8 protein-coding genes and 1 pseudogene are annotated in these 12,818 nt (G+C 64.0%); 6 read left to right on the forward strand and 3 right to left on the reverse strand.

What is annotated here, in order from left to right; genetic code table 11:
• Window positions 1-50 precede the first annotated feature (50 nt).
• From ACSKB9_RS38965 to mdoH, 3 genes are all read left to right on the forward strand, one after another.
• A complete protein-coding gene (locus ACSKB9_RS38965) occupies window positions 51-947 on the forward strand; it encodes a LysR family transcriptional regulator (RefSeq protein ID WP_438079632.1) in 897 nt (298 codons plus the stop codon).
• Between the two features lie 242 nt (window positions 948-1,189).
• Window positions 1,190-2,656: a glucan biosynthesis protein G gene (locus ACSKB9_RS38970; RefSeq protein WP_438080585.1), complete on the forward strand. Its 1,467-nt coding sequence runs from the start codon at window positions 1,190-1,192 to the stop codon at window positions 2,654-2,656.
• Window positions 2,644-4,764, forward strand: coding sequence for a glucans biosynthesis glucosyltransferase MdoH (mdoH, locus tag ACSKB9_RS38975; protein WP_438079633.1), 2,121 nt, complete (start codon window positions 2,644-2,646; stop codon window positions 4,762-4,764). The genes ACSKB9_RS38970 and mdoH overlap by 13 nt, the downstream gene beginning before the upstream one ends.
• An 8-nt stretch (window positions 4,765-4,772) precedes the next feature.
• On the opposite strand, the pseudogene ACSKB9_RS38980 reads toward mdoH, so the two are convergent.
• Window positions 4,773-7,095: pseudogene (locus ACSKB9_RS38980) on the reverse strand (ATP-binding protein).
• Between the two features lie 193 nt (window positions 7,096-7,288).
• Window positions 7,289-8,677 (reverse strand): cation-efflux pump, encoded by a 1,389-nt coding sequence (locus ACSKB9_RS38985; protein ID WP_438079634.1) that lies wholly within the window; start codon window positions 8,675-8,677, stop codon window positions 7,289-7,291.
• Window positions 8,678-9,151: 474 nt separating this feature from the next.
• On the opposite strand from ACSKB9_RS38985, the gene ACSKB9_RS38990 reads away from it, so the two are divergent.
• The 3 genes from ACSKB9_RS38990 to ACSKB9_RS39000 all read left to right on the forward strand — a co-directional run bounded on the left by ACSKB9_RS38990 (window position 9,152) and on the right by ACSKB9_RS39000 (window position 12,397).
• On the forward strand, window positions 9,152-10,570 hold the full coding sequence (locus ACSKB9_RS38990; RefSeq protein ID WP_438079635.1) for a DUF1254 domain-containing protein: 1,419 nt from the start codon (window positions 9,152-9,154) through the stop codon (window positions 10,568-10,570).
• 347 nt (window positions 10,571-10,917) lie between these two features.
• Window positions 10,918-11,454, forward strand: a complete 537-nt coding sequence (locus ACSKB9_RS38995; protein ID WP_438079636.1) for a TetR/AcrR family transcriptional regulator — start codon at window positions 10,918-10,920, stop codon at window positions 11,452-11,454.
• 91 nt (window positions 11,455-11,545) lie between these two features.
• Window positions 11,546-12,397: a DMT family transporter gene (locus tag ACSKB9_RS39000; RefSeq protein ID WP_438079637.1), complete on the forward strand. Its 852-nt coding sequence runs from the start codon at window positions 11,546-11,548 to the stop codon at window positions 12,395-12,397.
• 119 nt (window positions 12,398-12,516) lie between these two features.
• On the opposite strand, the gene ACSKB9_RS39005 is transcribed toward ACSKB9_RS39000, so the two are convergent.
• A complete protein-coding gene (locus tag ACSKB9_RS39005) occupies window positions 12,517-12,747 on the reverse strand; it encodes a zinc-binding dehydrogenase (protein ID WP_438079638.1) in 231 nt (76 codons plus the stop codon).
• Window positions 12,748-12,818 lie beyond the last annotated feature (71 nt).

Here is a 12,818-nt window from a genome sequence, read left to right on the forward strand (position 1 = left end):
GACGTATCGGGCTGCCGCTGGGGGCACCGTTTTCCGAAGGGATCTGAACCTTGATCGACAAGCTGGAACTTCTGCTGGCGCTGGCCAAGGAACGGCACTTCGGCCGGGCTGCGGAGGCGTGCGGCGTCACCCAGCCGACGATGTCGACCAGCCTCAAGCAGCTCGAGGAAATCCTCGGCGTCATGCTGGTGCAGCGCGGATCCCGCTTCCAGGGCTTCACGCCGGAAGGGGAGCGGACGCTGGACTGGGCGCGGCGCATCGTCGGCGATGCGCGCGCGATGAAGCAGGAGATCAACGGCCTCAAGGACAAGCTGTCGGGCGAGATCCGGATCGCGGCGATCCCGACCGCGCTCGGCATGGTGGCCTCGCTGACCACGCCGTTCCGGGCGCGCCATCCCGACGTGCGGTTCCGCATCCAGTCGTGCACGTCGGCCGATGTGCTCGGTCTGCTTGAGAATCTCGAGGTCGATGCCGGGCTGACCTATATCGAGAACGAGCCGATCGGCAAGGTCCGCACCATCCCGCTCTATAACGAGAGCTATCGCTTGCTGACGGCGCCGGATGCGATGTTCGGCGACCGCAAGCAGGTGACGTGGAAGGAAGTCGGCACCGTGCCGCTCTGTCTGCTCACGCCCGACATGCAGAACCGCCGCATCATCGATCGCGCGCTGACCTCGGTCGGCGCGGAGGCGACGCCGACGCTGACGTCGAACTCACTGCTCGTGCTCTACACCCACGTGAAGACCGGCCGCTGGGCCAGCGTGATGCCGGCCAAGCTCGCCGAGACGCTCGGCCTTGCGGATGCCGTGCGCAGCATTCCGATCGTCGATCCGGTCGTGGACTACAGCATTGGCCTCGTGATCCCGCAGCGCGATCCGATGACGCCGTTGATCGCAGCCCTGGTGCAGGTCGCGCGCGAGGTCGCGCCGACGCTCGAGAGCGCGTAGCTCTCGGCATTCTCCCGCAGCCTTTCCACGACGGTTCCGGCACGGCAGCAACCGACCACGCGTTGTGTGGTTGCGTTCAAGCAAGTCCTGGTGTTCAGCCGGCGGACAATCTTCGCTTGTTCGCAGCAAAGATGGAACTCAGCGCCGGCTCGGCGGTTGCATTGCGGCGTCCCGGTCAGCGAGCAGGAGCTGCTTTGAATCGTCGCGAGTTACTCCACGGATCGGCCGTGTTGCCGACACTCATGTTCTTGCCACAGCGCCAGGCCGCCGCCGCAGCGAGCGCGACGGACGCACCCTTCAACCCAGGCATGGTCAGGGAGCTTGCGCGCAATCTCGCCAGCAAGTCGTTCGAGGCGCCGGACGAGAAGTTGCCGAACGGCCTGACGGACCTGAACTACGACCAGTACCGCTCGATCCGCTTCTCGCCCGAGCGCGCGCTGTGGCGCGGCGCGAAGCTGCCGTTCGAAGCGCAGTTCTTCCACCGAGGCTTCTTCTACAAGAATAAGGTCAAGATCTTCGAGGTCGCCGACGGCAAGGTCAGCGAAGTCAAGTACAGCAAGGACATGTTCTCATTCGGCGAGACCGTGCCTGACTTCACCGAGACCGACCTCGGCTTTGCCGGATTTCGCATCCACGCGCCGATCAACAAGCCGAACTACTATGACGAGGTCTGCGTCTTCCTCGGTGCGAGCTATTTCCGCGCGGTCGCCAAGGACGAGACCTACGGCCTGTCGGCGCGCGGCCTGTCGATCGATACCGGCGAAGCCAAGGGCGAGGAGTTTCCGTTCTTCAAGGCGTTCTGGCTCGAGCGCCCGGTGCCCAACGCGACCTCGCTGGTCATTCACGCCTTGCTGGACAGCAAGAGCTGCGCGGCGAGCTATCGGTTCACGATCAGGCCCGGAGCGACCACGGTGTTCGATGTCGAGGCATCGCTCTATCCGCGTGCCGATCTCGAACACGCGGGCCTTGCGCCGATGACGAGCATGTTCTTCTTCGGACCCAACGATCGCAACGAGGTCGACGACTTCAGGCCGTCGGTGCACGATTCGGACGGGCTTGCGATCTACAACGGCAAGGGCGAGAGCCTGTGGCGCCCGCTGAGCAATCCGCGCGACCTCCAGATCAGCACGTTCCAGGACGTCAATCCGCATGGCTTCGGGCTGATGCAGCGCGAGAAGAATTTCTTCGCCTATCAGGACATCGAATCGCGCTTCGAGAAGCGCCCGAGCCTGTGGGTCGAGCCGATCGGCGACTGGGGCGAGGGCGCGGTCATCCTGTTCGAGATCCCGACCAAGGAAGAGATCCACGACAACATCGCCGCGTTCTGGCGGCCGAAGGCGCCGCTCAAGGCCAAGAGCGAGACCAATTTCACCTATCGCCTGCATTGGGGGCCGGATGCGCCGAAGCCGCATTCGCTCGCGCGCTTCACGCGCAGCGGCATCGGCGCCCATGGCGAGAACAGCAAGCTGTTCGTGCTCGACCTGTTCGGTGACAATCTGAAGGGGATCGATCCCGGCAGCGTCAAGGGCGTCGTGACGGCCGAGAAGTCCGAGATCACGAATGTCGTCACGCAGCCAAATCCGAATACCGGCGGATGGCGGCTCAGCTTCCAATGCGCCGTCAAGAAGGACCCGGTCGAGCTGCGTGCGCATCTGGCGCAGGATGACAAGCCGCTCTCCGAGATCTGGGTCTATCGATGGGCGCCATAGTCACGTCGCCTCAGTCCGACGTCGCCGCGGCGCCTGACGGCTTCCTGCCACAAGAGAGCCCGCTTGCGATGTCGGCGGCCGATCTCGGCCGGCCGCCGCTTGCGGTGAGCAAGCCGGTGTCGGTCGGTGCGGGCATGTTAATGCGCCGCTCGTTCGTCCTGATGCTGACGGCGGCGCTGACCGGTGCCGGCGCCTACGAGATGTACATGGTGGTCCAGGTCGGCGGCGTGACGATCATGGAAGGTATGGTGCTGGTGCTGTTCGTCGCGCTGCTCGCCTGGATCGCGTTTTCGTTCGCTTCGGCGCTCGTCGGCTTCTTCGCTCTGCTTCGCCGCAACGGCAACGCCCTGCCGATCCGCGACGATGGTCCCTTGCCGCAGCTCGCGAGCCGGACCGCGGTCCTGCTCCCGACCTATAACGAGAATCCCCATCAATTGATGGCGCGCCTGCGCGCCATCTACGAGTCCGTCGAGGCGACCGGGCAGGGCGACAGCTTCGACTGGTTCGTGCTCAGCGACACCCGCGATCCCGATATCTGGATCGCCGAGGAACGGGCGTTTCTCGAACTGTGCGAGGCCTGCGGCGCGCAGCGGCTGTTCTACCGGCATCGTGCCGACAATACGGCGCGGAAGGCCGGCAATGTCGGCGAGTGGATCACGCGGTTCGGCGGCGCCTACCGGTTCATGATCGTGCTCGACGCCGACAGCCTGATGTCGGGCGACACCATGGTGCGGATGGCGCACGCCATGGAGACCAACCCGCAGGCGGCGCTGCTGCAGACGCTGCCGGTCATCGTCAACGCGCGCAGCCTGTTCAGCCGCCTGCAACAGTTCGCCGGCCGGCTCTACGGGCCGATGGTCGCCGCCGGTGTCGCGTGGTGGCACGGCTCCGAGGGCAATTATTGGGGGCACAACGCCATCATCAGGATCGAGGCATTTGCGCAGCAGGCGGGGCTGCCCGAGCTCTCCGGACGCAAGCCGTTCGGCGGACATATCCTGAGCCACGACTTTGTCGAGGCGGCGCTGATGCGGCGCGCCGGCTGGGGCATCTACATGGCCCCGATGCTCGGCGGCAGTTTCGAGGAGGTGCCGCCGTCGCTCTTGGATTTTGCCGCGCGCGACCGCCGCTGGTGCCAGGGCAATCTGCAGCATCTCGCCGTGCTGAGGACGCGCCGGCTGCACTGGATCTCGCGGCTGCATTTCATGACCGGGATCGGCTCCTACATCACTGCGCCGCTCTGGCTGTCGTTCCTGCTGCTCGGAATCCTGATCTCGTTGCAGGCGCGCTTCATTCGGCCCGAATATTTTCCGAAGGGCTTTTCGCTGTTCCCGAACTGGCCGGCGCAGGACCCGGTGCTCGCCGCCTGGGTGTTTGGCCTCACAATGGCGCTGCTGATCGTGCCGAAGCTGCTCGGCTTCATCCTGTTGCTGACGCGGTCGGACGTGCGCCGGCAATTCGGCGGCGGCTTCCGGGCGCTGACGGGCGTGCTCGCCGAGGTGCTGATCTCGGCGATGATCGCGCCGGTCATGATGGTGTTCCAGTCGATCGCCGTCGTCGAGATCCTGCTCGGTCGGGATGCCGGCTGGCAGACGCAGCGGCGCGACGATGGCGCGGTCGAGCGGCGGGAGCTCTATCGCAAGTACGGCGTTCCCACCGCCTGCGGTGTCGCGATGGCGATAAGCGCCTGGGCGGTGTCGCTGCCGCTGTTGCTGTGGATGTCGCCGGTGATCGTCGGCCTGCTGTTTGCAATCCCGATCGGGGCCTGGACCGCCAGGCCGGCGATGCACGCGCTGTTCGTGACGCCGGAGGAAGCCAAGCCGCCGCGCGTGCTGGTCCGCGCCAATGAGCTGGCATCGTCGCCGGCACGCGCATCGGCCCCCGCGCTCGCGACGTTGCGGCAGGATTCCGGGCTGCTGCATCGCCATCTCTCGTCGCTGCCGCCGGCGCGGCGCGGCGGTCCGGGCGAGATCGATCTTCACCTCGCGGTGGCGCGTGCGCGGATCGAGGCAAGCGACAGCTTCGACCAGGCGGTCCGCCATCTCACGCCTCGGGAGACGCTGGCCGTGCTCGGTGATTCCGCGCTGCTGGAAGGGGTGCTTGCGAAGTAGTGTTGGGCTCAGGCCGCTTCCGGCAGCTTCGTCTGCAGGGACCGCGGATCGCGCGGCAGCGTGACGCGCACGACGGTGCCGACGCCGAGCTTGGAGCGCAGCCGCATCGAGCCGCCGTGCAGATTGGTGAGCGAGCGCGCGATCGCAAGTCCGAGGCCTGAGCCCTGGTAGCTCTTGGTGAGCTGGCTCTCGACCTGCTCGAACGGCTTGCCGAGCCGCCGCAGCGATTCCGGCGCGATGCCGATGCCGCTGTCGGCGATCAACAGCACGATCGAGTTATCCAGCATCTGACCGCGCACCAGCACGCGACCGTGGTCGGGCGTGAACTTCACCGCATTGGAGAGCAGGTTGACGATGATCTGCTTGACCGCGCGGCGGTCGGCGACGACCGAGATCGTGCTTTCGATATCCGACTCCAGCGACAGTCCCTTGTGCTCGGCGCGGCCGGAGACCACGCGCAGCGACTCCGCGAGGATGCCGGAGAGATCGAGCGGCTCCATGTCGAACTTCATGCGGCCGGCCTCGATCTTCGACATGTCGAGAATGTCGTTGATGACCTCGAGCAGGTATTTCCCCGACGTCAGGATGTCGTGGCAGTACTCCGCGTATTTGTCCGAGCCGAGCGTGCCGAACAGGCCGCTGCCCATGATCTCGGAGAAGCCGATGATGGCGTTGAGCGGGGTGCGCAGCTCATGGCTCATATTGGCGAGGAACTTCGACTTCGCGGCGTTGGCGTCCTCGGCGCGGGTCTTCTCCTGCGAATATTTTTCGGCGAGGTCGGCAAGCTCGAACGGCCTGCCGCTCCAGCTCGGATTGAGAGCGCTGCAGGTCGATCACGGTGGCGCGCAGGCGCAGGTCGTTGTCGACCAGCTTCTGCTCGTGCGCCTTGATGCGGGTGATGTCGGTGCCGACCGAGACGTAGCCGCCGTCCTTGGTGCGGCGTTCGCTGATGTGAAGCCAGCTGCCGTCGTCGAGCTGGGCCTCGAAGGTGCGGGCGCCGGGCGCCGGCACGCCGCTCTCGTGCAGGCGGGTGCGCACTTCCGGCATGCTGCCGACCTCGATCACGGTCTCGTAGGAGGTACCGGGGCTGACGGCGGAATCGGGCAGCTTGTGCAGCCGCTGGAAGTGCGAGTTGCAGAGCACGAGACGATCGTCGGCATCCCAGAGCACGAAGGCCTCCGGAATGGTCTCGATCGCGTCGCGCAGCCTGAGGTCGGCTTCCACCGACTTCTCGGCGAGGCTTTTCTGCTCGGTGATGTCGACCGCGATGCCGATCAGATGCAGGCCGCCGTCGGCCGCGGCGTGGCTGAGCTCGCAGCGCACCCGCAGCCAGATCCAGTGGCCGCCGACATGGCGCATGCGGAAGCTCTGGTCGATGTGATCGATCTTGCCCGAGATCAGCTGGTCGGCGATGTCGAACAGGTTGATGTCGTCCGAATTCACCAGCGCGTTGACCTCGCCGAAAGTGAGGAGGTCGTTGCGGGTGTCGAGGCCGAGCAGCGTGAACATCGACTGCGACCAGAAGATCCGGCCGCGCGACAGGTCCCAGTCCCACAATCCGCAGCGGCCGCGGTTGAGCGCGGTGTCGATCCGGCCGCGCACAGCGTCGTTGATCAGGTCGCCCTCGCGGGCGCGGGTCGATTGCCAGTGGAACGCGAAGCCGAGGATCAGCACGACGAAGCTCGTGGTGGCCGACAGCGTCACCGAGAGTGCCGCGTCCGATCCCCAGATCGGCTCGTTCATCTCCTGGATGACGACGATCTGGCCGGGCAGCGACTTGACGAGCTGCGAGATCGCCAGCGCGCCGGTGCCGCCGGGCAGCGTCATGTCGCTGACCGTGCCCTGCTGGCCGGGTGCGACAAGAAGCTGCGCGGTGGAGACGATGTCGAGGATGCGGTCGTTCTCGCCGGCGCCATCGACCGGCACGCGCGCCAGCACGCGGTGATCGGCTCTGGTGATGATGACGTGGCGGCCGTAGGCGATGCCCCAGGACGGGATCAGGTCCGGCAGCAGTTCCTGCATCCGCTCGATGTTGGCGAGCCGGTCGCGCCGCACCGAGGTCAGGCGATCGAGACGTTCGGCGAGGATGTCGGACAGCGCGGCGAGGTCGCGCTTCATCGCGCCGCGCTTTTGCCGGTTCTGGTCGATCACCTGGACGAAGGCGCCGAGGCAGATCGTGATGAGGAAGGCGATGATGAGGGTAGGGACAGCGCGGCGCAGTGCAGGCTCGGCCGTCAGGAGCCTGTGATAGGCCGGTTTCGCGATCGACTGCGCCAATCCCTTGATCGAATCGGATTGGACGCACGCGTTCGCTGCATGCGCGCGCGCCATGCCTGAGACCCCCGCTCTAAGCTGATTTTTTACCCGGTTCGGATGCTCCCCACGATGCATCCGAATCATGATCATTTGAATCCAGATTTCCGGGACTGTCGAGAGTCAACGATTCGTTAATGCGAAAAAATTCTTGTCCCGGAGAGAATCATGCGGCGCAAAGTGAGTCCGAAACAGGAACGGCTCCGTAGAATTACGCGCGCGTCGGCTCTGCGTGACTGATCACACGCTTCACGGTGGGGAACGCACGACGCAGTTTGCGTTCGATCTCGTCGACGCTTTCGTGCACCTTGATCACACTCATCGAAGGCTGCGCGCGGCAATGGAAGTTGACGACCTCGCCGGCGTCGGTGTTGCGCACCCGCACATTGTGGATGTCATGGATCGCGCCGCCATCGGCAAAGCCGGTCAGCGCCGCCTTGATGGCTTCGACGCGGTCCGGCGCGGCGTCGGTTCCCCACGGCAGTTCCGGCTCGAGCGGCTCGACATGGGTGTCGACCTCGACGTCCTCGCCGAAATCCTCGCGGATCGCGCGCTCGAGCTCGTGGGCGATGTCGTGCGCTGCGTCCAGCGCCATGTCGCTGTCGACCTCGAGGTCGATGCCGACGATCAGCTTGCCGCCGATGTCGTGCACCGTGACGTGGTGGATGGCGAGGCCGGAATTGCGCGCGATCACCATGATGCGCTCGCGCACGCTCTCATTGTCGCGCGCCACCGGCACCGCGGTGAAGGTGAGGTCGGCGTCGCCGAACGTCTTGGTCACCGCTGCCTGCGCCCGGCGCTTGATGTCCTCGACGCGGTCGATCGGGTAGGTGCGCGGCACCTTGGCGATGGCATCGATGAAATGCGTCGCGCCGACCATGCGGACGCGCAACCGGTCGACATCGACCACCCCCGGCACGGCCTTGATGGCGGCGGTGGCCTTTTCCAGCGCGCCTTCGGGCGCGCGGTCGAGCAGGGTCTCGACCGTCTCCCGCGCCATGCGCAGGCCGAGCAGGGCGATCATCACCGCGACCGCGATCGCCGCCGCGGCATCGCCCCACCAGAAGCCGAAGCCGGCCAGCACCAGGCCGACGATGACGGCGGTCGAGCCCATCACGTCAGAGGCGAAATGCAGCGCGTCGGCGGCCAGCGCCTGGCTCTTGGTGTCGCGCGCGGCGCGGTGCAGCGCGCGGGCCCGCCACAGATTGACGCCGATATCGATGACCAGAACGACAAAGGGAATGGCCGAGATCGACGGCGGCGGCGTTCCTTCGCGCAGATGGCTGTAGGCCTGGACCAGGATGCCGCCGGCCAGCACATAGAGCAAAGCGATGATGCCGAGCGCCGAGACGCTCTCGAACTTGCCGTGGCCGTAATGATGCTCGGCGTCGGCCGGCTGGTCCGACACCCGCACCACCGCCCAGGTGATGATGGTGGCGACCAGGTCGATCGACGAGTGCAGCGCCTCGGAGATCAGCGCCAGCGATCCGATCGCGATGCCGACGACGAACTTCGCCACCGCCATGCTGCCACTGGCGAGGATCGAGATCGCGGCGACGGATGTCTTGGTGGAGAGGGCGCTGGTGCTTGAAGAGCTCATGGGCGGCGGTTTAGCAGGGAGTTGGTGAACATCAAGTGTCGTTGATGAAACGCAATCGCCACTCAGTTGCAATTGCAGCTTTGTGTTTATCACATCGTCGTCCTGGCGAAAGCCAGGAGAACTCAAGGGACCCATAACCACAGGGTTGCGTTGTTGATGTGAGCTGTAGCAACTGCATCGCGTCATGACTTGCATTCGGGGTAATGGGTCTCCAGAGTTCACAAACGAAGTGCAACACTTCCTTGAGGAGGTGTTGCCATGGGGCGGAGTTACAAGCAGCTCTCTCTGGACGACCGATGCGAGCGTCCCGCTGCTCGCGGCACCGCGACCCTGCGTTGAACCGCCGGGGATGCCAGCCTTTGGTGACCCAGAATGGATTACATCTGCGGGTTGCGGACTGGCGCAATCTGCATAAGACTCGCTTTGAGTAGTTGGTTATTGTGTTCCGCAAAAGTTCGGTCGAGGGAGCACAGTATGAAAGCAACAGCCGCAGTCGTCCAATTCGCTTGTGCGTCTCTCTCCATGTGCAGCTTGGTGCTGACCACACCGGCAGGCGCACAGGCCGTCTCTAATGATCAAGCGTACGAGATCGCACGCGATGCGTATGTCTACGCGTATCCACTTGTACTCGAGTACGTGACGACGATACAGGCGGCGAACTATGCCGAGCCAACCGGCATTCCGGCGCAAGCTCCATTCAATCAATTTGGTCACGCCAAGGCCTTCCCGTCGGCGGACTTCAAAGCAGTCGTGCGGCCGAACGTCGATACGTTGTATTCCGTCGCCAGCCTTGACCTTGGTCGCGAGCCAATCGTCCTTTCGGTCCCTGCGACGGATCGTTATTTCATGTTGCCGATGCTGAGCTTGTGGACCGATGTGTTCGCTGCTCCGGGAACGCGCACGACCGGTCGCAACACAGCGCGCAATTTTCTCGTCGTTGGCCCTCGCTGGCAGGGCAGCGCCCCGCGCGGTCTAGAGATAATCCGTAGCCCGACCCGTTATGTTGCCATTGCGGGACGTACGCAGACCAACGGTCCGTCGGACTACGACAATGTTCATAAGATACAACTGAGTTATAAACTGACGCCACTCTCAGCATGGGGAAAAGGAAACTACGTTCCACCCAAAGGCAAAGTGGATCCAAAGATCGACATGAAAACGCCGTCACCGGAGCAAGTCGAGAAGATGGACGCTGCCACGTTTTTCGACCGCTTTGCCGAAATCCTAAAGGACAATCCGCCGAACCCTCTGGATTATCCAATGATCCATCGTTTGGAGCGGGTTGGTTTTAAGGTCGGTCAAAATTTCAACCTGAACGCATCGACGCCCGCAATCAAACAAGCTTTCGAGCGAGCAACGTCCGACGGTAAGGCGTCCGTCGCCAAGCTTGGCAAACAGGCGGCTGGCATGGGCAGCAAGGGGTGGGCGTACAACATACGCAGCGCAGACTTCGGCGTCGACTACCCATACCGCGCCTCCGTCGCATCCTATGGTCTTGGCATGAACTTGCCGCAAGATGCCGTCTATCCGTCCGCCACTACCGACGCTGATGGTCGACCGCTCGACGGCAATTCGAACTACGTCCTGCATTTCGAAAAGGGCAAGTTCCCTCCGGTCGAAGGCTTCTGGTCACTGACGGCTTATGATGGTGAGGGCTATTTCATTCCTAATTCGCTGAACCGTCAGGCCATTGGCGATCGTAGCAATCTTGTCTCCAACGCGGACGGGTCGCTCGACCTTTACGTCCAATCCACGTCGCCCGGTACAGATAAGGAAGCGAACTGGTTGCCGGTCGCCAAAGGACCCTTCACGCTGATGCTGCGCCTCTATGCGCCAAAGAGCGAAGTCCTAGACCGCACTTGGACGCCGCCGCCTATTGCACGCGCGCCGTAGGAAGCCCACTGAGCAGCTATGACCGTTCGTCAGCCCTCGGTCCCATTCGGGCCGGCATGTTCTTGGTCAGCCAATGCCGTCGAGGCCTTTGAGACTCGTCATCTCTCCGCGCGGCGCTATCAATGGCTATCGCTTCCGCCTTCGCTCTTCGAGCTATCGCGGACAGGTCGTTCAGCCGCGTCCCGCGGACTGCCCGCCGACTGCACTCGATCAGAAGTGACCCGAAGCGGTACTTGCCATTTAAAGACCGATCGGTCTATATATCGACCATGAGTCGCCTAACCCCAGCGCAGTCGCCCCGTGGCCGCCCGCGAAGTTTCGACGTGGACGCCGCTGTCGAGCGCGCCATGAATGTGTTCTGGTCGCGCGGCTATCACGCCACTGCGCTGCCGGACCTGCTTCGTGCGACGAAGCTGTCGCGCGGCAGCCTTTACGCCGCTTTCGGTGACAAGCACTCGCTGTTCCTGCGCGCACTCGATCGCTACATTGCCGATGCCCTGACCCGGATGGATGATGAACTCGATCCCCGCAGAGATCCGGTCGACGGCCTGCGGGCCTACCTTGCCGGTTACGTTGAGCGCGCGTGCGGTGCCAATGGCCGGCGCGGCTGCCTGTTGGTGGCGACGGCGATGGAACTGGCCGGCCAGGATGCCGAGGTTGGTCGTCGCTTCGCGAGCTTCTTCAAAACCATGGAGGCCAGGGTGGCGGATGCATTTTCCCGTGCGGAGACCGTGGGCAGATTGGCCGATGGCGTCGAGCCTTCGAGTGCCGCCCGAATTCTGATCTGTTTCCTTTGGGGGCTGCGCGTGGTCGCCAAGACGGCTCCGGCACGTACCACGTCGCAGGCCACTGCTGACGCGCTCCTCGCTCGCTTCATCAAATAAGCAACTGTTGGAATGACCTTGATGTCCATTGTACGCCCGCGGGATCGGCGTGCCGATTTATGGACCGATCGGTCTTGAAAGGAAGGATGCCATGTCTGCCATCCAGATCATCTGCGCGGTGGCCGTTCCCTTGCTCTGGGGTTATCAGTTCGTGGTCATCAAGGTCGGCGTCACCGAGTTTCCGCCGCTGTTCTTCCTCGGACTGCGCTTCCTGGCCATCGCGCTGCTGCTTGTTCCGTTCGTCAGAAGGCCGACACGCCAACAGCTCGGCCCTGTCGCAGCTATTTCGGTTTTCCTCGGCGGACTGAACTTCGGGCTGTTCTATGTCGGCCTTGGGCTCGGCTCGGGGAGCATGTCGGCCGTCGCCTATCAACTCGCCCCGCCCTTCACCGTGCTGCTCGCCTGGCCGCTGCTCGCGGAGCGGCCGTCGCTCATCACATCTGCCGGCGTGGTGCTGGCGTTCGTCGGCGTGGTGGTGCTGGCGGCGGGGCCGGGGCTGTCGGCAAACGTGCTGCCGCTGCTGCTTGTGGTCGGGGCAGCGTTCGCATTCGCGGTGTCCACCGTCCTGACGAAACGCTACGGCCCTTTCGATCCCCTGATGCTGATGGGATGGTCATCGCTGCTCACGGTGCCGCAGGTGATGTTGATGTCGCTGCTGCTCGAATATGGACAGCTGGCGAGCCTTGGCACGGCGGATCAACGTGGCTGGCTGGCGCTCGCCTACACCGTCTTCATCGGCGGCATTGTCGGGTTCGGCCTGTGGTTCTGGCTGATCGGGCGTTGCTCCATGGCCCGCGTCGCCCCGTTCGGGCTGCTGCTTCCGGTATTCGCGTTGATCTCGAGCGTGCTGTTCCTTGGCGACCAGGTGACGCCGAAACTGGTTGTCGGCGGACTGCTCGCGATCTCCGGCGTCGCCATCACACAGGTCAGACCGGGTGCGTAGGGCGGATCAACGCGGTAGCTGTAGGATGGGTAGAGCGCAGCGAAACCCATCACTCGCTGCCCGGATACATCGATGGGTTTCGCTTCGCTCTACCCATCCTACGCAGCAGTGCGTACCGACTACAGCGTCACCACGATCTTGCCGAGGTGATTGTTGGCTTCCGTGTGCTCGAACGCCTTGCCGATATCGGCGAATTTGTAGACCTGGTCGATCGGCCGCTGCGGCTTGCGCGCCCCGATCGCGGGCGAGATGTCCTTGCGCACCTCGTCGAAGATCGCGCGGATTTCCGCGATCGATCGGGTGCGGAAGGTGACGATACACTCCTCACGCGCTGTCGAAGACAGCTCCATTCAGTCATTTTGCTGACGCAATCTCTGTTTTAGTCGAGCGAGAAACTGAAAAACACGGTGTGAGGGCCGCC

This window comes from Bradyrhizobium sp. BR 1433 (genome assembly GCF_051547665.1).
Taxonomy (GTDB): Bacteria; Pseudomonadota; Alphaproteobacteria; order Rhizobiales; family Xanthobacteraceae; genus Bradyrhizobium; species Bradyrhizobium australafricanum.